Source organism: Saccharothrix sp. DSM 118769 (assembly GCF_052936295.1).
The window spans coordinates 6,424,554-6,448,154 of the sequence record NZ_CP193627.1; the positions used below are offsets into that span (position 1 = coordinate 6,424,554).

A 23,601-nucleotide genomic window follows, 5' to 3' on the forward strand; every position below is an offset into this window, starting at 1 on the left:
TCGCCCTCCTGTGGGTGTCCGGCTCAGCTCGTCGAGCGGCCGAGCTGGGTGTCGATGAAGCGCAGGACGTCGTCCACGGACGCGGACTCCAGGTCCGCGGTCGGCGTCGGGTCGGGCTCCGGCTCCGGCTCCGGCTCGGGGCCGAAGGTCGCCAGCAGCGTGCGCAGCCTGGTCGATACGGTCGCCCGCTCGCGGCCGGGCACGGCGGCCAGCAGCGCCTCCAGCCGGTCGAGCTCGGCCAGCGCCGAGGCAGCCGGGGCGCCCGGGTCGGCCTCGTCCGCCGGCCCGGTCGCGGCCAGCCGCTCCAGGACGTGATCGGCCAGCGCGGCGGGCGTGGGCCGGTCGAACACGACCGTCGCGGGCAGCCGGACGCCGGTGCCGGCGGCCAGCCGGTCGCGCAGGTTCACCGCGGTCAGCGAGTCGAACCCGAGGTCGGAGAACAGCCGGTTCGCGCCGACGGCCAGCGGGTCGGTGTGGCCGAGGACGCCGGCCACCTCGGCGCGGACCACGTCGAGCACGACCTGGCGGCGCTCCTCGGGCGTGTGGTCGGCCAGCCGGTCGGCCAGGGACACCGACCCGGTGGGGCGCGTCGGCTCCGCGCGCAGCGGCGCGGGGACGACCGGCAGGTCCCGCAGGGCCTCCACGTCCACCTCGGCGACGAGCAGGCCCGCCGCGTGGGCCGCGCCGCTCGCCGCGGCGGCGAGCACCGCGGCCGGCAGGTCGGCGCCGGCGACCGGGCGCAGGCCCGGCGCCCGGCCCTGCCGCAGCCAGGCCAGGTGCGTGCCCGGCAGGCCCAGGGCTCGGCGGTGGCGGGCCAGCGCGTCCAGCGACGCGCCGGTGACGGCCTCCTCCCGGTCGCCGCCGACGATCCCGGCGGCCGGGCCGAGCAGGACGAACCCGCGCAGGTCGCGCTCGGCGGTCAGCCGGTGCAGCCGCCAGGCGTCCTCGACGTCGCCCGCGTGCACCACGGCGACCGGGTCGTGGGCGTCCAGCGCGGCGGCCACCTCGTCCGGGCCCACCCGCACGGCGTGCCCGGCGAGGGCAGCCGCCAGGTCGAGCGCCAGGTCCGCGGCCCGGTCGTCGGCGACGACCAGCACGGTGCCGCCGGGCTCGGCCGCGGCGGGCGGTGCGACCCGGGTCAGCCGCGGCACGAACACCCTGCCGTCGCGCACGGCGGCCTGGTCGACCCCCGCGGCCGACAGCCCCGCCAGCAGCGCGTCGGACGGCTGCTCGTCGGCGTCCACCACGAGCACGGGGCGGCCCTGCGCCTGCGCGGCCCGTGCGAAGCCCCAGGCGGCGGCCGCGGCCGGGTCGGTCACGGGCTCGTCGGCCACGGCGACCGCGCCGCGGGTGAGCACGACCACCGGCCGGTCGGCCGGCTCGGCGGCGAGCCGGTCGACGACCTCCCGAGGGGTGCCGCCGGTGACGCGGTGCACCACCCGGTCCCCGCCGACGGCGGGCAGGACCTCGACCGGGGCCCAGGTGAGCGCGTGCAGGGCGCCCAGGCGGGCGGTGGCCAGGTCGGCGGTGCGCAGCGGGCGCAGGGCGACGTGGTCCACGGTGGCGACGGGTTCGCCCTGCTCGTCGAGCAGCCGCAGCGCGGCGCCGCCGTCCCGCTCGACCAGCACGGCCCGGGTGGCGGTGGCGCCGGGGTCGTGCAGGCGCACGCCGCGCCACCGGTCGGCCACGCCGTCGCCGACCTCGCGCAGCACGGCGTCGAGCAGGACCGGGTGCAGGCCGTAGCGGTCGGCCTCGGCGCGCAGCTCGTCGGGCAGCACCGGCTCGACGACCCGACCGTCCCCGGCGGGCGCGGCGGGGTGGTCGGCGGTGACGTGGCCGCGGGCGTGCTCGACCCACTCGCCGTCGCCGAGGCGGGCGTGCACGACCACCTCCCGCCGGCCGCCCGCCTCGGCCGCGACGCGCACCTGGAGCGCGGCGGAACCGTCGGGCGGCAGCACGACGGGTGCGACCACGTCGAGGTCGGCCACGGTCGGGCAGCCGGCCTCGGCGCCCGCGCGGGCCACCGCCTCGACCAGGGCCGAGGTCGGGACGACGACGGTGCCGCGCACGTCGTGCCCGGCCAGCCACGGCTGCGACCGCACGGCCAGGCGCCCGGTGCCCACCACCTCGTCGGCGCCCGCGAGGCGCACCACGGTGCCCAGCAGCGGGTGGCCGCCCGCCGGCTCGTCGGCGGACCCGGCGTCGAGCCAGTAGCGCCGCCGCTGGAACGGGTAGGTGGGCAGCGGCACGGGCCGCGGGGCGTGGGGCGCGAAGAACGCGGCCCAGTCCACGGCGACGCCGTGGCCGTGCGCGGCGGCCAGGCCCTCGACGAAGGTCTCCGCCTCGGGCCGGTCGCGACGCAGCAGCGCGACCGCGGCGGTGCCGGGCGCCGTCTCCCGCGCCAGGGCGGTCAGCACGGCGTCCGGGCCGACCTCCACGAACGCGGTGACGCCCCGCTCGACCAGGGTCCGCACGCCGTCGGCGAACCGGACCGCGGCGCGCACCTGGCGCACCCAGTGGTCCGGGTCGGTGAGGTCGACGTCGCCGCCGGTCACCGTGGACACGATCGGGACGCGCGGCTCGTGGTACTCCAGCGCGCGGGCGGTCTCGGCGAACTCGTCCAGCACGGCCTCCACCCGCGCGGAGTGGAAGGCGTGGCTGACCGGGAGCCGCTTGGTGCGCCTGCCCCCGGCGGCCAGCCGCGCGGCGAACGCGGTCACGGCGTCCTCGTCGCCGGACAGCACCAGCGAGGTCGGGCCGTTCACCGCGGCGACGTCCACGCCGGCGGGCAGCGGCGGCAGCTCGTCCTCGGCGACCTCGACGGCGACCATCGCCCCGCCGGGCGGCAGCGCGTCCATCAGCCGGGCGCGGACCGCGACCAGGCGGGCGGCGTCGGCCAGCGACAGCACGCCGGCGACGTGGGCGGCGGCCAGCTCGCCGACCGAGTGACCGGCCATCACGTCCGGGCGCACGCCCAGCGATTCCAGCAGCCGGCTCAGCGCCACCTCCACGGCGAACAGCGCGGGCTGGGTGTAGCCGGTGCGGTCGAGCAGGTCGGGGCGCTCGGCGACGACGTGCCGCAGGGGCTGTTCCAGGTGTTCGTCCAGCGCGGCGCACACCTCGGCGAAGGCGTCGGCGAACACGGGGTGCGCTTCGGCCAGTGCCAGGCCCATGCCCACCCGCTGGGCGCCCTGGCCGGTGAAGAGGAACGCGGTGCGGCCGGCGCGGCGCTGCGCGGTGGGGGCGCCGTCGACCAGGGCGCGCAGCCCGGCGCGCAGGGCGTCGCGGTCGCGGCCGACGACCGCGGCCCGGTGCTCCAGCGCCGCGCGGCCGGTGGCCAGGGTGAACCCGACGTCCACCGGGTCGGCGTCGGTGTCGAGCAGCCGCCGGGCGGCCTCGGCGAGGGCCTGCGGCGTCTTGGCCGACAGCAGCCAGGGCACGACCGGCTGGTGCTCGCGCCCCGCGGTCCGCTCGGCGCGCTCGGGCGCCTGTTCGAGGATGACGTGGGCGTTGGTGCCGCTGATGCCGAACGACGACACGCCGGCGCGGCGCGGCCGGTCCACCTCGGGCCAGGGCCGGTGCTCGGTGAGCAGCTCCACCTTCCCGGCCGACCAGTCCACGTGCCGGGTGGGCTGGTCCACGTGCAGGGTGCGGGGCAGTTCGCCGTGCCGCAGCGCCTGCACCACCTTGATCACGCCGGCGATGCCCGCGGCGGCCTGGGTGTGGCCGGTGTTGGACTTCAGCGACCCCAGGTAGAGCGGCGTCTCGCGGTCCTGGCCGTAGGTGGCCAGCAGCGCCTGGGCCTCGATGGGGTCGCCGAGCCGGGTGCCGGTGCCGTGGCCCTCGACGGCGTCCACGTCGGCCGGCCGGAGGCCGGCCGAGGTGAGCGCGGCGCGGATGACCCGCTCCTGGGCGGGGCCGTTGGGCGCGGTCAGGCCGTTGGACGCGCCGTCCTGGTTCACCGCGCTGCCGCGCACCAGGGCCAGCACGGTGTGCCCGTTGCGCTCGGCGTCGGACAGCCGCTCCAGCAGGACCAGGCCCACGCCCTCGGACCAGCCGGTGCCGTCGGCGGCGTCGGCGTAGGACCGGCAGCGCCCGTCGGCGGACAGGCCGCGCTGGCGGGCGAACTCGACGAACCCGTTGGGGGTGGCCATCACCGTCACGCCGCCCGCGAGCGCGAGGTCGCACTCGCCCTGGCGCAGCGCGGACACCGCCTGGTGCAGCGCCACCAGGGAGGAGGAGCAGGCGGTGTCCACGGTGACCGCGGGCCCCTCCAGGCCGAGGGTGTAGGCGATGCGGCCGGAGGCGACGCTGCCGGTGTTGCCGCTGAGCAGGTAGCCCTCCAGGTCGGGCGGGATGGACCGGACGCGGGAGCCGTAGTCGCTGTACATCACGCCGGTGAACACGCCGGTGCGGCTGCCGCGCAACCCGGTGGGGTCGATGTCGGCGTTCTCCACCGCCTCCCAGGCCGTCTCCAGCAGCAGGCGGTGCTGGGGGTCGGTGGCCAGCGCCTCGCGGGGGGACATGCCGAAGAAGTCGGCGTCGAAGTCGGCGGCGTCGTGCAGGAAGCCGCCCCCGCGGGCGTAGGTGCGCCCGGTCCGGTTCGGGTCGGGGTCGTAGAGCCGGTCCAGCGGCCAGCCGCGGTCCTCGGGGAAGGCGGAGACCACGTCCGCGCCGTCCGCGACGAGCCGCCACAGGTCATCGGGCGAGGCGACCCCGCCGGGGTAGCGGCAGGCCATGCCGACGACGGCGATCGGGTCGTCCGCGGGCGGTCCGGCGGTGGCGCGACCGGTTGCGGCGCGGCCGGTTGCGGCGCGATCGGTGCCGGCGCGGCCGGCCAGGCGTTCGTCGAGGAACGCGGCGAGGGCGGCCGGGGTGGGGTGGTCGAACACCAGGGTGGCGGGCAGGGTGCTGCCCGTGGCCGCGGCCAACTGGTTGCGCAGTTCGACGGCGGTCAGCGAGTCGAGGCCCAGCTTGCCGAAGGCGCGGTCGGGCTCGACGGTGGCCGGGTCGTGGCCGAGGACGGAGCCGACGTGCGTGCGCACCAGGTCCAGCAGGGTCCGCCGCCGGTCCTCGGCGGGCAGCCCGGCCAGGCGGTCGGCGAGCGATCCGCCGGTCGGTGCGGCGGTGGCCGTCCGGCGCCGCCGGGGCACCAGGCCGCGCAGCAGCACCGGCGGGTCGCCGCGGTGGTGGCGCAGGGCGGCGAGGTCGAGGCCGGTCGCGCCGAGCACGGCGTGGCCGGTGGCGTGGGCGGCGTCGAACAGCGCGAGCGCGTGACCGGTGGTCATCGGCAGGAGGCCGTCGCGGGCCATGCGGCGGCGTTCGAGGTCGCCGACGCCGTCGGTCATGGCGCTGGTGTCCTCCCAGAGGCCCCAGGCCAGCGACAGGCCCGGCAGCCCCGCCGCACGCCGGTGAGCCGCCAACGCGTCCAGGAACGCGTTCGCCGCCGCGTAGTTGGCCTGCCCCGCCGTACCCAGCAGACCCGCCAACGACGAGTACACCACGAACGCCGACACGTCCCCGACGAGTTCGTGCAGGTTCCACGCCGCGTCCACCTTCGGCCGCAACACACCCGCCAACCGCTCCGGCGACAGATCCGTCACCAGACCGTCGTCCAACACACCGGCCACGTGCACCACCGCCCGCACCGGGTAACGCCCCAACACCGCCGCCAACGCCTCCCGATCGGCCGCGTCGCACGCCACCAACTCCACGTCCGCGCCCAGCCCGCGCAACTCCCCCACCAGCTCCGCCGCACCCGGCGCGTCCCCACCGCGCCGGCTCAGCAGCAACAACTCCCGCACACCCCGCTCCACCACCAGGTGCCGCACCAACGCACGACCCAACACACCCGTCGCACCCGTCACCAACACCCGACCCACCGACCAGTCCACACCGGACCGGTCGGGGTCGGGGTGCGCCCGGGTGAAGCGGGGCACGGTGATCGCGCCGTCGCGGACCGCCAGCTGCGGCTCACCGGACGCGATGGCCGCGCCCAGGTCGGCCGGGTCGGTGTCCGGGGCGGCGTCGACGAGGGTGAAGCGGCCGGGGTGCTCGGTCTGCGCGGAGCGGACCAGGCCCCGGACCGCCGCGTGCTCGACCGCGTCGCCGGTGCGGATCACCAGGCGGGTGTCGGCGAGGCGCTCGTCGGCCAGCCAGCCCTGCACGGTCTCCAGCGCCCACCGCGCGGCGGCGTGCGTCCGCGCCGGGACGTCGCCGTCGAACTCGGGCGGTGACGTCACCACCGGGTCGCCCGGTTCGGCGCCGGCGACCGGGTCGGCCGCGGTCCACCGGACGGGCTCGGGCCGGTCGGTGAGCGGCTGCCACTCCACGGCGAGCAGCCCGTCCGCGGCGGGGCGGCCGACGCCCGCGGTGTCCAGGGGCCGCAGGGCGAGCGACTCGACCTCGGCCACGGTCACGCCGGCGCCGTCGAGGGCGGTGAGGGACACCGCCTCCGCGCCGGTCCTGGTGAGGCGGACGCGCAACGCGGTCGCACCGGTCGCGGCCACGCGCACGCCGCTCCACCCGAAGGGCACCAGGGGCCGGTCGCCGCCCAGGCCGGGCAGCAGGGCGTGCAGCGCGGCGTCCAGCAGCGCCGGGTGCAGCACGAACCCGGCCGCCTCCACGCCCTCGGGCAGCTCGACCTCCGCGTGCACGACGTCGTCGGCGGACCAGGCGCGGCGCAGGCCGCGGAACGCGGGGCCGTACTCGATGCCGGTGTCGGGGACGCGCTCGTAGAGGTCGTCGGTGTCGATCGCCTCGCCGCCGGGCGCCCACTCGGCGGTGCCGACCGGCTGGTCGGGGGCGAGGGTGCCGGTGGCGTGCTCGGTCCAGGTGCCGCCGGAGCCGGAGTGGACGCTGACCGGCCGGTCGCCCGCCTCGTCGGGGGCGCCGACGCGCACCTGCACCGGCACGCCGCCCCGCTCGGGCACGACGAGCGGGGCGCTCAGCACGAGGTCGGCGACGACCGGCGTGCCGGTCTCCCCGCCGGCGTGCAGCACCAGTTCCAGCAGCGCGGTGCCGGGGACGACGACCGCGCCGCCGACCCGGTGGTCGGCCAACCAGGGGTGCGTGCGGCGGGACAGGTGGCCGGTGAACAGCGTCTCCGCGCCGCCCGCGACCTCGACCGCGGCGGTGAGCAGCGGGTGCTCGACGGCGGTGAGGCCGAACCCGGCGGCGTCGCCCGCCGCGCCGCTGCCGTCCAGCCAGTAGCGCTCGCGCTGGAAGGCGTAGGTGGGCAGGTCCGCGTGCCGTCCGCCGGTCAGGACGGCGTCGAGGTCGACGTGCAGGCCGCGCACGTGGGCCTCGGCGACCGAGGTCCAGAAGCGGCGCAGGTCGCCCTCGCCGCGGCGCAGCGTGCCGACCACGGCGGCGGCCCGGCCGGCGTCGTCCACGACCTCCTGGACGCCGACGGTCAGCACGGGGTGCGGGCTGCACTCGACGAAAGCGGTGTGGTCGGCGTCGAGCAGCGCCCGGACGGCGGGGGCGAAGCGCACCGGCCGGCGCAGGTTGGCGAACCAGTAGTCCGCGGTCAGCTCCGGACCCAGTACCCAGTCACCGGTCATGGTGGACAACATGGGGATCTCCGCCCGACGCGGCGTCACGGGCGCCAACAACCGGGCCAACTCCTCACGCACGTCCTCCACGTGCGCCGAGTGCGAGGCGTAATCCACCGGCAGCCGCTTGGCCCGCACCCCCTCGGCCTCACAGGAAGCCAACAGCTCCTCCAACGCGGCGGGCTCACCGGAGACCACGACGGCGTTGAGGCCGTTGACCGCGGCGATCTCGACCCGGCCGGCGTAGGGGGCGACCCGGTCACGGGCGTCCTGTTCGGACAGTGCGAGGGAGACCATGCCGCCGCGACCGGCGAGCACCCGGCCGATGGCCCGGCTGCGCAGGGCGACGACACGGGCACCGTCCTCCAACGACAACGCACCCGCCACGCACGCCGCCGCGATCTCACCCTGCGAATGACCCACCACCGCAGCCGGCACCACACCCACCGACCGCCACAACCCCGCCAACGACACCATCACAGCCCACAAAACAGGCTGCACCACATCAACCCGCTCCAACCACCCCGAACCACCCCCACCACGCAACACCGCATCCACATCCCACTCCACAAAAGGACGCAACGCCGCACCACACCCAGCCAACCCAGCCGCGAACACCGGAGAACCCTCCGCCAACCCCACCGCCATCCCCACCCACTGCGACCCCTGACCCGGGAACACCAGCACGGGGCGGTCGGCGTCCACGGCGGTGCCGCGGACCGCGCCCGCGGGGTCGCCGCCGGCCAGGGCGCGCAGGCCGGCCAGGGCCTCGTCCCGGTCGGCGGCCACGACCACGGCCCGCTCGTCAAGCCGGGCGCGGCCGGTGGCAAGCGACCAGCCCACGTCCAGCGGGCGCAGGTCGGGGGCGTCCGCGAGCCGGTCGGCCAGCCGCGCGGCCTGCTCGCGCAGGGCGGCGGCGGTCGCGGCGGTGACGACCAGCGGGACGACCGGCGGTTCGGGTGCGGGCCGGTCGGCCTCGACGGGCTCGGGCTCCTCCAGCACGACGTGCGCGTTGGTGCCGCCGAAACCGAAGGAGGACACGCCGGCGCGGCGCGGCCGGTCGGCCGGCGCGGACCACTCGCGGGCCTCGGTGAGCAGCCGGACGCCGCGGTCCCAGTCCACGTGCGGGGTGGGGTCGTCCACGTGCAGGGTGCGCGGGGCGAGGCCGTGGCGCATGGCCTGCACCACCTTGATGACACCGCCCACGCCGGCGGCGGCCTGGGCGTGGCCGATGTTGGACTTGAGCGACCCCAGCCACAGCGGCTGCTCGCGGTCGGCGCCGTAGGTGGCGATCAGCGCGCGGGCTTCGATGGGGTCGCCGAGCGTGGTGCCGGTGCCGTGCGCCTCGACCAGGTCGACGTCCTTCGTGGACAGCCCGGCGTCGGCCAGGGCGGCGCGGATGACCCGCTCCTGGGCCGGGCCGTTGGGCGCGGTCAGGCCGTTGGAGGTGCCGTCGGAGTTGACGGCGGTGCCGCGGACGACGGCCAGCACGCGGTGGCCGTTGCGGCGGGCGTCGGACAGCCGCTCCAGCAACAGCAGGCCCACCCCCTCGGCCCAGGCCGTGCCGTCCGCGCCGGCGGCGAAGGACTTGCAGCGGCCGTCCGGCGCGAGGCCGCGCTGGCGGGAGAACTCGACGAACCCGGTGGGCGTGGCCATCACGGCCACGCCGCCCGCCACCGCCAGGTCGCACTCGCCGCGGCGCAGCGCGGCGACCCCCTGGTGCAGTGCGACCAGCGAGGAGGAGCAGGCGGTGTCGACCGCCACGACCGGTCCCTCGAAGCCGAAGGTGTAGGCGACGCGGCCCGCGGCGACGCTGCCCGCGCTGCCGCTGTAGAGGTAGCCCTCCAGGCCCTCGCCGGACAGGCTCGGGCGGGAGCCGTAGTCGTGGTACATCACGCCGGTGAACACGCCGGTCCGGCTGCCGCGCGTGCGGTCGGGGTCGATGCCGGCGTGTTCCAGGGCCTCCCAGGTGGTCTCCAGCAGCAGCCGCTGCTGGGGGTCGGCGGCCAGCGCCTCGCGCGGGGACATGCCGAAGAACACCGGGTCGAAGCGGTCGGCGTCGTGCAGGAAGCCGCCGTGACGGGTGTAGGAGGTGCCGACGCGGTCCGGGTCCGGGTCGTAGAGCGCGTCGAGGTCCCACCCCCGGTTGTCCGGGAACCCGCTGATCGCGTCGACCTCGTCGGCGACCAGCCGCCACAGGTCCTCCGGCGAGGCCACGTCGCCGGGGTAGCGGCAGGCCATGCCGACGACCGCGATCGGTTCGCGGGCCCGGTCCTGCACCTCTCGCAGGCGCCGGCGGGCGTCGCGGGCGTCGGCGACGGCCCGCTTGAGGTACTCACGGAGTTCCTTCTCGTCAGCCACGTGTCAGCTCCGGTGGTCGGTTCGGGAACGTGTCGTCGGGGTGGGTGCGGCCGGCTGCCGCGCGCCGGTCACCGCGGTTCCGCCTCGTCCAGGTCGTCCAGTTCGTCGACCAGGGCGAACAGCTCCTCGTCGGTGGCGCCGGCCAGGTCCTCGCCCGAGGTCGCCCCGGCCAGCTCCAGCAGTTCGCGCAGCCGGTCGGCCAGGCGGGCGCGGTGGGCGCCCGCGGCGCCGGGCAGCACCGCCGCCACGCGGTCGAGGTCGGCCAGGGCGGCGCCGACCTCGTCCACCACGAGGTGGTCGCGCAGGTGCGCGGCCAGGGCGGTGGCGGTCGGGTGGTCGAACACGACCGTGGGGGCCAGGGCCAGCCCGGTGGCCGTGCCGATCCGGTTGCGCAGCTCGACGGCGGTCAGGGAGTCGAAGCCCAGTTCGCGGAACGGCCGGCGGGGCGGGACCGCGGCGGCGCCCGCGAGGCCCAGGACCTCGGCCACGTGGGTGCGGACCAGGTCGGTCAGCGCGCGGTCGCGCTGACCGGGGTCGAGGGCCGCCAGCCGGGTGCCCCAGTCGGCAGGGGTGGTGTCGCCCTTCCCGGCCGCGGCGGCCCGGCGGGCGGGTGCGCCGGTCGTGCCGCGCAGCAGCACGGGCGGCTCGGTGCCGCGCAGCGCGGTCCGGTCGATCCGGCTGACGGCGAGCAGCGCCTCGCCGGTGGTCTCGGCCGCGTCGAAGGCCGCCAGGGCGTCGGTGGTGGGCAGCGGCACCAGGCCGCTGCGGGCGAGGCGGCGCCGGGCCACCTCGTCGAGGTGGCCGGTGAGGTCGCTGCTGTCTTCCCAGAGGCCCCAGGCCAGCGACAGGCCCGGCAGCCCCGCCGCACGCCGGTGAGCCGCCAACGCGTCCAGGAACGCGTTCGCCGCCGCGTAGTTGGCCTGCCCCGCCGTACCCAGCAGACCCGCCAACGACGAGTACACCACGAACGCCGACACGTCCCCGACGAGTTCGTGCAAGTTCCACGCCGCGTCCACCTTCGGCCGCAACACACCCGCCAACCGCTCCGGCGACAGATCCGTCACCAGACCGTCGTCGAGCACACCGGCCACGTGCACCACCGCCCGCACCGGATGACGCCCCAACACCGCCGCCAACGCCTCCCGATCGGCCGCGTCGCACGCCACCAACTCCACGTCCGCGCCCAGCCCGCGCAACTCCCCCACCAGCTCCGCCGCACCCGGCGCGTCCCCACCGCGCCGGCTCAGCAGCAACAACTCCCGCACACCCCGCTCCACCACCAGGTGCCGCACCAACGCACGACCCAACACACCCGTCGCACCCGTCACCAACACCCGACCCACCGACCAGTCCACACCGGACTCGTCACCCGGCGACACCGGCGCGAAACGGGGCGCGCACACCCGCCCGCCGCGCACCGCCACCTGCGGCTCACCGGACGCCAGGACGCCGGCCAGCAGGTCGTCCGCCACGGGGCCGTCGACCAGCAGCAACCGGTCCGGGTTCTCGTTCTGGGCGGAGCGGACCAGGCCCCACACGCCCGCCGCGCCGAGGTCGGGCCGGTCGTCCGGGTCGACCGCGACGGCGTGCTCGGTGCGCACCACGAGGCGGGAGCCGGCCAGCCGCTCGTCGGCCAGCCACGCCTGCACCAGTCCCAGGACCTCGACCAGCCGCTCGTGGGCCGCCACCGGGTCCGCGCCGCCGGGCACCGGGGCCACCACGACCGGTGGCGCGCCGGCGGACAGGTCCAGGGCGTCGAGCGCGTCACGGGTCGCGCCGGGCAGCAGGACGTGCTCGGGTTCGGCGGGCGCGACCTCCAGCGGCGCCCACCGGACGCGGTGCAGCAGGTCGGCGGCGGGGCGGACGGCCGCGCCGGTGTCCAGGGGGCGCAGCACCAGGGCGTCCACCGCCGCGACGGGGCCGCCCGCGAGGTCGGTGGCAACCAGGGCGACGGTGTCCGCGCCGGTCCGGGTCAGCCGCACGCGCAGCGCGGTCGCGCCGGTCGCCACGACCCGCGCGCCGACCCACTCGAACGGCACCACGACCCGGTCGCCGCCCAGGCCGGGCAGCAGGGCGTGCAGCGCGGCGTCCAGCAGCGCCGGGTGCAGCACGAACCCGGCCGCCTCCACGCCCTCGGGCAGCTCGACCTCCGCGTGCACCGCGTCGTCGGACAGCCACAGGGCGCGCAGGCCGCGGAACGCGGGGCCGTAGGCGAGCCCGGTGTCGGCCAGCGCGGCGTAGGCGTCCTCGGTCACCGGCACCTCGGTCGCGCCGGTCGGCGGCCACGGCACCTCGGGCACTTCCGGGGCGGTGGCGGTGGCGGAGCCGGTGGCGTGCTCGGTCCGCTCGCCGCCGTCGTCCAGGGAGGTCACCGACACCGGGTGCCGGCCGTCCTCGGCCGCGGCGCCCACGCGCACCTGCACGCGCACCGCGCCGCGCTCGGGCACCACCAGGGGGCGGCCGAGGGTCAGGGCGGCGAGGCCGGCGCAGCCCGCTCCGGCCGCGGCGAGGCCGACCAGTTCCAGCAGCGCGGTGCCGGGGACGACGACCGCGCCGCCGACCCGGTGGTCGGCCAACCACGGGTGCGTGCGCAGCGACAGCGAGCCGGTGAGCAGGGCCTCGCCCTCCGCGACCGGCACCGCCGCGGTGAGCAGCGGGTGACCGGTCGGGGTGAGGCCGAAGCCGGTGGCGTCGCCGGGACCGGTCGGGCCGTCGAGCCAGAACCGCTCGTGCCGGAAGGCGTAGGTCGGCAGCGGCACCGGCCGCGCGCCGGGCAGCAGCGCGGCCCAGTCCGGGCGGGTGCCGCGCAGGTGCAGCACGGCCAGCGCGCCCAGCAGGGTCTCCACCTCGGACCGGTCGCGGCGCAGGACCGCGGTGGCGGTGCCCGCGTGGTCGGGGACGCACTCGCGCACCAGGGCGGTGAGCACGGCGTCCGGGCCGAGCTCGACGAACTCGGTCACGCCCGCCGCCACCAGGGTCGCCACGCCGTCGGCGAAGCGGACCGCGCCGCGCACGTGCCGCACCCAGTAGTCGGGTGAGGCCAGTTCGGCGGGATCGGCCACCGCGCCGGTCACGTTGGACACCACCGGGATGCGGGGTTCGCCGAACTCCAGGCCCGCCAGGGCCGCGCGGAGGTCGTCCAGGGCGTCGTCCATGTGGGCGGAGTGGAACGCGTGGCTCACCGACAGGGCGCGCGTCCTGCGTCCGCGTTCGCGCCACACCGCCGCGACGCGCTCGACGGCGTCGGCGTCGCCGGAGACGACGACCGCGCCGGGCGCGTTGACGGCCGCGACGTCCACGCCGTCCTCCAGGGTGGCGCGGACCTCGTCCTCCGCGGCGGCGATGGCGACCATGGCGCCGCCGGCGCGGGCGTCCTGCATGGCCCGGCCGCGCGCGGCGACCAGCGCGCACGCCCGGGGCAGGTCCAGCACGCCGGCGACGTGCGCGGCGGTGATCTCGCCGATGGAGTGGCCGAGCAGGTAGTCCGGGCGCGCGCCGAGGTGCTCCAGCAGGCGGAACAGGGCGGTCCCGGTGGCGAACAGCGCGGCCTGGGTGTAGAGCGTCTGGTCCAGCAGCGCGGCGTCCGGCGAGCCGGGTTCGGCGAACAGCACCTCGCCCAGCGGCCGGGGCAGGGCCGGGTCGAGGTGGGCCAGCACCTCCTCCAGCGCCGCGCGGTAGACCGGGGAGCGCTCGGCCAGCTCGGCGCCCAGTCCCGGGCGCTGGCTGCCCTGCCCGGTGAACAGGAACGCGGTGCGACCGGGTCGCTCGTCGCCGCCCCGGACCGGGGCGGGGCCGCCGTCGGCGAAGGCGGCGAGCGCGGCGAGCAGGGCGTCGCGGTCGGCGCCGACGACCGCCGCGCCGCGCGGGTGCACGGTGCGGGTGGTGGCCAGGGACAGCGCCACGTCGGCCGGGTCGAGGTCGGGGTGGGCGGCGAGGTGGTCGCGCAGCCGGGCGGCCTGGGCGCGGGTGGCCTCGTCGTCGTGGCCGCTGAGCACCCAGGCCAGGGCGCCGGTGACGGCCGGTGGGGTGTCCGGGCGCTCGGCGGGCGGCTCGGCCGGGACCTGCTCGACCACGACGTGCGCGTTGGTGCCGCTGATGCCGAACGACGACACGCCGGCGCGGCGCGGCCGGTCGGCCGGCGCGGGCCACTCGCGGCGCTCGGTGAGCAGGGCCAGCGCGCCGGAGGACCAGTCCACGTGCGGGGACGGTTCCTCGGCGTGCAGCGTCGGCGGCAGCACGCCGTGCCGCATGGCCTGCACCACCTTGATCACGCCGCCCACGCCGGCGGCGGCCTGGGCGTGGCCGATGTTGGACTTCAGCGACCCCAGCCACAGCGGCTGCTCGCGGTCCGCGCCGTAGGTGGCCAGCAGCGCCTGCGCCTCGATGGGGTCGCCCAACGTGGTGCCGGTGCCGTGCGCCTCGACCAGGTCCACGTCCTTCGTGGACAGCCCGGCGTCGGCCAGGGCGGCGCGGATGACCCGCTCCTGGGCCGGGCCGTTGGGCGCGGTCAGGCCGTTGGACGCGCCGTCCTGGTTCACCGCCGTGCCCCGCACGACCGCCAGCACGCGGTGGCCGTTGCGGCGCGCGTCGGACAGCCGCTCGACCAGCAGCAGGCCCACGCCCTCCGACCAGGCCGTGCCGTCCGCGCCGGCGCCGAAGGACTTGCAGCGGCCGTCGGCGGCCAGGCCGCGCTGGCGGGAGAACTCGACGAAGGTGTTGGGGCTGCTCATCACGGTCACGCCGCCGGCCAGGGCGAGCGAGCACTCGCCGCGGCGCAGCGCCTGCGCGGCCAGGTGCAGGGCGACCAGCGACGAGGAGCAGGCGGTGTCCACGGTGACCGCCGGTCCCTCCAGGCCGTAGGTGTAGGCGACCCGGCCGGACAGCACGCTGGCCAGGCTGCCGGTCAGGGTGAAGCCCTCGAACTCGTCGGGGACCGCGGCCAGGCGGTGGGCGTAGTCGTCGTACATCGAGCCCGCGAACACGCCGGTGTCGCTGCCGCGCAGCGACGCGGGGTCGATGCCCGCGCTCTCGAACGCCTCCCACGCGGTCTCCAGCAGCAGCCGCTGCTGGGGGTCCATCGCGGTGGCCTCGCGGGGCGAGACGCCGAAGAACCCGCGGTCGAAGCGGTCGGCGTCGTGCAGGAAGCCGCCGTGACGGGTGTAGGAGGTGCCGGTGCGATCCGGGTCCGGGTCGTAGAGCGCGTCGAGGTCCCACCCCCGGTTGTCCGGGAACCCGCTGATCGCGTCCACGCCCTCGGCGACCAGCCGCCACAGGTCCTCCGGCGAGGCCACGTCGCCGGGGTAGCGGCAGGCCATGCCGATGATGGCGACGGGTTCGTCGGTCCGCGTCCCGGTGGTGCGGCGGACGGGGGCGGCGGTGCCCGCGACGCGGGAGAGCACGAATCCCGCCAGGGCGTCGGGCGTGGGGTGGTCGAACACCGCCGTGGTGGGCAGGGTCAGGCCGGTGGCCGCGCCGAGCCGGTTGCGCAGCTCGACGCCGGCCAGCGAGTCGAAGCCCATGTCCCGGAAGGCGCGGTCCGGGTCCACCGACGCCGGGGACGGGTGCCCGAGCACCTCGGCGACCAGGGAGCGGACCAGGTCGAGCACGGCGGGTCGCCGCTCGCCCTCGGGGCGCGCGGCGATGGCCTGCGCCCAGCCGCCCGGGGTGTCCCGGCGGGTGGTGGTCGCGCGGCGGGTCCTGGGGCGGACCAGGCCGCGCAGCAGGGCGGGCGGGGTGTCGGTGGCGTCGGCCGGGTCGAGGTGGACGGGCACCAGCAGCGCGGTGGCGGTGGTGCCGGCCGGGGCGGTGGTGCCGGTCCCGGCCGGGGCGGCGGTGCCGGCGTCGGTGCCGGTCGGGGCGGCGGTGCCGTTACCGGCGAGGGCGGCGGTGCCGGCGTCGGTGCCGGCCGCGGCGGCGTCGGTGCCGGCCGGGGCGGCGGCGTCGATGCCGGTCGGGGCGGCGGTGCCGGTCCCGGCCGAGGCGGCAGCGTCGGTGCCGGTGCCGGTGCCGGTGCCGGTGCCGGTGCCGGCCAGGGTTGCCAGGGCGGCGTCGAACAGCGCCAGCCCGTGGTCGGCGTCGAGCGGGGCGATGCCGACGCGGGACCAGCGGGCCAGGTCGGCGTCGGTCAGCGCGGCGCCCATGCCCTCGCGCCACAGGCCCCAGGCCAGCGACAGCGCGGGCAGGCCGTGCGCCCGCCGGTGGGCGGCCAGGGCGTCGAGGAAGGCGTTGCCCGCGGCGTAGTTGGCCTGGCCGGGGGTGCCCAGCAGGCCGGACACCGAGGAGAACAGCACCAGCGGGGTGTCACCGACCTGCTCGTGCAGGTGCCAGGCGGCGTCGAGCTTGGGGCGCAGCACACCGGCCAGCGCCTCGGGGGTGAGCGCGGTGACCGTGGCGTCGTCGAGCGCGCCCGCGGCGTGCACGACGGCGCTCAGCGGGTGCTCGGCGGGCACGCCGTCGAGCACGGCGGCGAGCCGGTCGCGGTCCGCGCAGTCGGCGGCGACCACGTCGACGCGGGTGGCGCCGAGGTCGCGCAGCTGCCCGACCAGCGCGTCCACGCCGGGCGCGGCGGCGCCGCGGCGGCCGACCAGGAGCAGGCCCCGCACGCCGTGCCGGGCGACCAGGTGCCGGGCGACCAGGGCGCCCAGCCCGCCGGTGCCGCCGGTGACCAGGACCGTGCCGTCGGGGTCGAACGCGGGCGTCCCGCCGGCGGTGGTGCCGGTGCGGACCAGGCGCGGGACCAGCAGCCGCCCCGCCCGGACGGCCACCTGCGGCTCGCCGGTGGCCGCGGCGGCGGCCACCAGGTCCGGCCGCGCGTCGGCACCCGGCTCGGTGTCGACCAGGAGCAGGCGGCCGGGGTGCTCGGCCTGGGCGGTGCGCAGCAGGCCCCACGCGGGGGCAGCGGCCAGGTCTGGCACGTCCTCCGCGCCGGCGGCGACCGCGCCGGAGGTGAGCACGAGCAGGCGCGCGGCGGCGAACCGCTCCTCGGCCAGGAACCGCTGGACCACCTCCAGCAGGTCGCGGGTGGCGGTGTGGGCGGCGGCGGGCGTCTGCGCCCCGGCGGTGTGCCGGAGGACGACCACCACGCCGTCGGGCACCTGCGCGGGCAGGTCGTGGTCGGCGGGCAGCAGTTCCGGCCGCGCCTCGGGGACGGGCACGGAGGTCCAGTCGACCGCGTGCAGGGGTGCGTCGGCGCGCCGGGTCAGGCCGCCGCGCGGCGCGGTGCGGAAGGCCAGCGAGTCCGCGGTGAGCACGGGTGCCCCGGCCTCGTCGGCCAGCAGCAGCGCGAACTCGTCCGGGCCGGTGCGGCGCAGGTGGGCGCGCAGGGCGGTGGCGCCCACCGCGTGCACCCGCACGCCCGACCAGGCGAACGGCAGGCGGATCGCGTCGGGCTCGCCGCCGGTGAGCACCAGCGGGTGCAGTGCCGCGTCCAGCAGCGCCGGGTGCACGGCGAAGCGGTCGTCGCGCGCCTCCTCGGGCAGGCGCACCTCGGCGAACCAGTCCTCGCCGTCCCGCCACGCGGCGGTCAGGCCGCGGAAGGCCGGGCCGTAGGCGTACCCGCGCCCGGCCAGCTCCGGGTAGGCGTCGGCGACGCGCTCGCCGGCCGGCGGCCACGCGACCGCCCCGCCACCGGGCCCGGCGGTCTCCTGCCCGGCGGTCTCCTGCCCGGTGGTCTCCTGCCCGGCGGTCAGGGTGCCGGTGGCGTGCCGGGTCCACCCGGCGCCGGCCGCGCGGGCGTGCACGGTGAACGCGCGCGAGCCGGTGTCGTCGGCCGGGCCGACCGCGACCTGCAAGCCGACCGCGCCGCGCTCGGGCAGGAGCAGGGGCGCCTCCAGGGTCAGGTCCCGCACTCCGGGGGCGCCGACGCCCTCGCCCGCCGCGACGGCCAGCTCCAGGAAGGCGGTGGCGGGCACGAGCACCGCGCCGTCCACCTCGTGGTCGGCCAGCCAGGGGTGCTCGGCCAGGGACAGCGAGCTGGTGAGCACGGCACCGCCGCGCTCGGCCAGCTCCACCGAACCGGACAGCAGCGGGTGGTCCACCGGGTCCAGGCCCAGGCGGCGCACGTCCGGCCGCCGGCCCGGCGCCAGCCAGTACCGCCGGTGCCGGAACGGGTAGGCGGGCAGCCGGGCGGGGGCGGCGCCGGGGAAGAACGAGGCGCCGTCCAGCGGGGCGCCCGCCGCGTGGGCCTGCGCGAGCCCGGTGACCAGGGCGTCGGCCTCGGGGACGCCCGCGCGCTGGGTCGGCACGGTCGTGGCCGCGCCGGTCACGCAGGACCGGGCCGCGGCGGTGAGCACGGCGGCCGGTCCGACCTCGACGAACGTGGTGGCGCCCAGGGCCTCGGCGCGGCGGACGGCGTCCAGGAAGCGCACCGGGCGACGGACCTGGGCGGCCCAGTAGGCGGCGTCGGGGCGGTCGAGGACCTCACCGGTGACGGTGGACACCAGCGGGACGCGCGCCTCGTGCGCCCGCACCTGGCCCGCGATCCGCTCGAACTCCTCCAGCACGTCGTCCACGTGGGCGGAGTGGAAGGCGTGGCTGACCTTGAGGGCGCGGGTGCGCTTGCCCCGGTCGCGGAAGTGCCCGGCGACCCGCTCGACGTCCCGCGCGGTGCCGGAGACCACCACGGACCCCGGGCCGTTGACCGCGGCCAGCGACGCCCCGGTGCCCTCCAGCAGCGGCGCGACCTCGTCCTCGGGCGCCTCCACCGCGACCATGGCACCGCCGGGGCGGGCGGCGTTCATCAGCCTGCCGCGGGCGGTGACCAGCAGCGCCGCGTCGGCCAGGTCCAGCACCCCGGCCACGTGCGCGGCGGCCAGCTCGCCGACGGAGTGGCCCGCGACCACGTCGGGCACCAGGCCGTGGTGGGCCAGCAGCCGGGCCAGCGCCACCTCCACCGCGAACAGGGCGGGCTGGGTGAAGTCGGTGCGGTGCACCAGCTCGGCGTCGGGGGTGCCCGGTTCGGCGAACAGCACCTCGCGCAGCGGTCGCTCCAGGTGCTCGTCCAGCGCGGCGCAGACCTCGGCCAGCGCGTCGGCGAACACGGGGTGCTCCCGCGCCAGCTCGCGGCCCATGCCGACCCGCTGCGCGCCCTGGCCGGTGAACAGGAAGGCGGTGCGGCCCGCCTTGCCCGCGTCGCCGAGCACCACCGCCGGGGAGGCGGTGCCCCCGGCCAGGGCGGCGAGCCCGGCGCGCAGGTCCTCGGCGGTGCGGCCGACGACGGCGGCGCGCCGGGCGAACGCCGTCCGGCGGGCCAGGGCGGCACCGATCCCCGCCGGGTCGTCCAGCGGGGTCTCCAGCAGCCCGGCCGCCCGGGCGCGCAGCGCCTCCTCGTCCTTGGCCGAGAGCAGCCACGCCACCGGGGTGCCGGGCAGCGCGACCGGCTCGGCGGCCGGCTCCGGTTCGGCGGCCTCCAGCACCGCGTGGGCGTTGGTGCCGCTGATGCCGAACGACGACACCGCCGCGCGCCGGGGCCGGTCCCCCGCCTCCCACGGCCGGTTGTCGGTCAGCAGGGCCAGCGCGCCGGAGGACCAGTCCACGTGCGGGGTCGGCCGGTCGGCGTGCAGGCTGCGGGGCAGCACGCCGTGCCGCATGGCCTGCACCACCTTGATCACGCCGCCCACGCCGGCGGCGGCCTGGGTGTGGCCGGTGTTGGACTTCAGCGACCCCAGCCACAGCGGGGTGGAGCGGTCGCGCCCGTAGGTGGCCAGCAGCGCCTGCGCCTCGATCGGGTCGCCCAACGTGGTGCCGGTGCCGTGCGCCTCGACCAGGTCCACGTCCTCTGTGGACAGCCCGGCGTCGGCCAGGGCGGCGCGGATGACCCGCTGCTGCGAGGGGCCGTTGGGCGCGGTGAGGCCGTTGGACGCCCCGTCGGAGTTGACCGCGGTGCCGCGCACCACCGCCAGCACCGGGTGGCCGTTGCGGCGCGCGTCGGACAGCCGCTCCAGCAGCAGCAGGCCCACGCCCTCGGCCCAGCCGGTGCCGTCGGCGTCGGCGGAGAACGGCTTGCACCGGCCGTCCGGGGCCAGGCCCCGCTGCCGGCCGAACTCGATGAACATGCCGGGGGTGGACATCACGGTCACACCGCCGGCCAGCGCCAGCGTCGACTCGCCCGAGCGCAGCGACCGGACCGCCAGGTGCAGCGCGACCAGCGACGAGGAGCAGGCGGTGTCCACGGTCACCGCCGGGCCGACCAGTCCCAGCTGGTAGGCGATGCGGCCGGACATCACGCTGGCGGTGCCGCCGGTGAGCACGTGCCCGGCGACCTCCTCGGCCGAGTCGTGCATCCGGGGCCCGTAGTCCAGCGCGGTGCCGCCGACGAACACGCCGGTGCGCGTGCCGCCCAGCGCGGTCGGGTCCAGCCCGGCGTCCTCGACCGCCTCCCACGCGGTCTCCAGCAGCAGCCGCTGCTGCGGGTCCATGCCCAGCGCCTCGCGCGGGGAGATGCCGAAGAAGTCCGCGTCGAACCCGGTGGCGTCGTCCAGGAACCCGCCGCCGCGGGCGTAGGTGCGGCCGGGGCGGCCCGGGTCGGGGTGGTGCAGCTCGGGGTCCCAGCCGCGGTCGGTCGGGAACCCGGTGACCGCGTCACCGCCCTCGACCACCAGCCGCCACAGGTCCTCCGGCGAGGCCACGCCGCCCGGGTAGCGGCAGGCCATGCCGATGATCGCGACGGGGTCGTCCGCCGGCTCGGGCGCGGCGCCGGCGGGCACGGGCGCGGCCCCCGGCACGACCTCGGGCGCCTCCGGTGCGCCGACCAGCTCCTCGTCGAGGTGCGCGGCGACCGCGCGCGGGGTGGGGTGGTCGAACAGCAGCGACGAGGTCAGCCGCAGACCGGTGGCGACGGCCAGCCGGTCGCGCAGCTCGACCGAGGTCACCGAGTCGAAGCCGAGGTCCTTGAACGTGCGCTCGGCGTCCACGTCCGCGGCGGAACCGTGGCCCAGCAGCACCGCGGCGTTCCCGCGGACCAGCTCCAGCAGCGCACCCGGGCGGTCCTCGGCGGAACGCGGGCGGGCGGTCGCGGCCGGTTCCGCGGCGGCGGTCTCCTCCCCCACCCAGTACCGGCGGTGCTGGAACGGGTAGGTCGGCAGGTCGACCCGGGCACCGCCGGGGTTGAGCACGGCCCAGTCCACCGGGACGCCGCGCACGTGCGCCTCGGCCAGCGAGGTCAGGAACCGGTCCGGCCCGCCGTCGCCGCGGCGCAGCGAACCGACCACGGCCGCACCGCCGCGCTCGTCGGCGACCTGCTCCACGCCCACCGCCAGCACCGGGTGCGGCGAGGACTCGACGAACACCGCGTCACCGTCGCGCAGCACCGCGGCCACCGCGTCGGCGAAGCGCACCGTCTGGCGCAGGTTGCGGTACCAGTAGTCGGCGCCCAGCTCCTCGCCGTCGAGCAGGTCACCGGTCACCGCGGAGTAGAACGGCACCGACGCGGGTCGCGGCGCGATGTCGCGCAGGGCCTCCCGCAGCTCGGCCTCGACCTGCTCCACCTGGGCGCAGTGCGAGGCGTAGTCCACGTTCACCCGCTTGACGCGCACGTCCTCATCGGCGCACTCGGCCAGCAGCTCGGCCAGCGCGCCCGGCTCGCCGGAGACGACCACGGACGCCGGGCCGTTGACCGCGGCCAGCGACAGCCGCCCGGGCCACCGGGCCAGCCGCTCGGTCACCCGTTCGGCGGGCTCGGCCACCGACGCCATCCCGCCCGCGCCGGACAGCGACCGGATCACCCCGGCGCGCAGGGCGACCACGCGTGCGGCGTCGCGCAACGACAGCGCGCCCGCCACGCAGGCCGCCGCGATCTCGCCCTGCGAGTGGCCCACCACGGCCGCGGGCTCCACGCCGTGCGCGCGCCACAGCTCGGTCAGCGACACCATCACCGCGAACAGCGCGGGCTGCACCACGTCCACCCGCTCCAGCGCCGGGGCGCCGGGCTCGCGCAGCACCGCCTCCAGGTCCCAGTCGACCACTTCGGACAGCGCGGCGGCGCACTCGGCCATGCGGGCGGCGAACGCGGGTGCGGTGTCCCACAGCTCGACGGCCATGCCGGCCCACTGCGCGCCCTGCCCCGGGTAGACGAACACCGCCCGCTCCCCGGCGCGCGCCACGCCCTGGACGACCCCCGGCGCCGCGCCGCCCGACGCGAGGGCGTCGAGCCCGGCCAGCAACCCGTCGCGGTCGGTGCCCAGCACGACGGCCCGGTGCTCGAACCGGTCCCGCGTCGCGGCCAGCGACCAGCCGACGTCGACCGGGTCGGCCTCGCCGACGGCGGCGCGCAGCCGACCGGCCTGCTCCCGCAGGGCCTCCGCGCCGCGGGCCGAGAGCACCCACGGCACCAGCGGCGGCCGGGTGCTCGGCGCCCGCCGCGGCACACCGGGCGGCGCCTGGGACACCACGACGTGGCAGTTGGTGCCGCCCATGCCGAAGGAGCTGACCCCCGCCACGCGCGGCCCCTCGACCTCCGGCCACGGCCGGGTCTCGGTGGGCACGGCCAGGCGCAGCGCCGGGAGGTCGATCGCCGGGTTGGGGCGGGTGAAGTTGCGGTTGGCCGGGATCACCCCGTGGTGCACCGCCAGCAGCGCCTTGAGCAGGCCCACCGCGCCCGCCGCGCCCTCCAGGTGCCCGACGTTGGTCTTGGCCGAGCCCACCAGCAGCGGCGCGCGCCGGGTGGGGGCGAACACCGCGCCGAGCGCGGCGGCCTCCACCGGGTCGCCCACCGGGGTGCCCGTGCCGTGCAGCTCGACGTAGGACACCGCCTCCAGCGGCACCCCCGCCCGCTGGTACGCCTGCCGCACCACCTGCTCCTGCGCGACGCGGCTGGGCACGGTCAGGCCGGGGGTGTCGCCGTCGTTGTTCACCGCGCTGCCGCGCAGCACGCCGTAGACGCGGTCGCCGTCGTCCAGCGCCGCGCGCAGCGGCTTGAGCACGAACACCACCGCGCCCTCGCCGCGGACGAAGCCGTTGGCGCGCTCGTCGAAGGTGAAGCACTCCCCGTCCGGCGACAGGCCGCCGAACCGCTCCTCCACCACGGCGCTCTCGCCCAGCAGGTTGAGGTTCACGCCCGCCGCGATCGCCAGCCCCGCCTCCCCGGTGCGCAGGCTCTCGCACGCCAGGTGCACCGCGACCAGCGACGAGGACTGCGCAGAGTCCACGGTGAGGCTCGGGCCGCGCAGGCCCAGGTGGTAGGACACCCGGTTGGCGATCACACCGCGGTTGAGACCGGTCATGCTGTGCTGCGTCACCGCGTCCGCCCCGTGCCGCGCGACCAGGGCGGCGTAGTCGTCGCGCAGGGAGCCCACGAACACCGCGGTGCGGCTGCCCGCCAACGAGGTCGGCGCGATGGCCGCGTCCTCCAGGGCGGCCCACGCCAGCTCCAGCACGATCCGCTGCTGCGGGTCCATCATCGCGGCCTCGCGCGGCGAGATGCCGAAGAAGGACGCGTCGAAACCGGCCGGGTCGGGCAGGAAGCCACCGCGCCGGATCACCGCCTCGGGCCCCCAGCGGTCCGGCGGGGCGTCACCGAGACCGCTGCCGGCGGTGCGCAGCAGCTCCCAGAACGCCGCCGGGTCCGCGGCCCCGGGCAGCCGGCAGGAGACGCCCACGACCGCCACCGCGTCGTGGTGCCACACCCCCGGGCGGTGCTCGATCCGGCGTTGCTCGATCCGGTGCTCAATCGTCATCGCGTTCTCTGCCT

1 protein-coding gene and 1 pseudogene are annotated in these 23,601 nt (G+C 77.8%); both read right to left on the bottom strand.

Annotated features, from left to right (window positions below; genetic code table 11):
- Positions 1–23: 23 nt before the first annotated feature.
- Positions 24–9,893: pseudogene (locus tag ACRAKJ_RS27080) on the bottom strand (SDR family NAD(P)-dependent oxidoreductase); the annotation flags it as partial.
- A 92-nt stretch (positions 9,894–9,985) separates the two neighbouring features.
- Positions 9,986–23,587: an SDR family NAD(P)-dependent oxidoreductase gene (locus ACRAKJ_RS27085; protein ID WP_447008709.1), complete on the bottom strand. Its 13,602-nt coding sequence runs from the start codon at positions 23,585–23,587 to the stop codon at positions 9,986–9,988.
- Between the last annotated feature and the right edge of the window lie 14 nt (positions 23,588–23,601).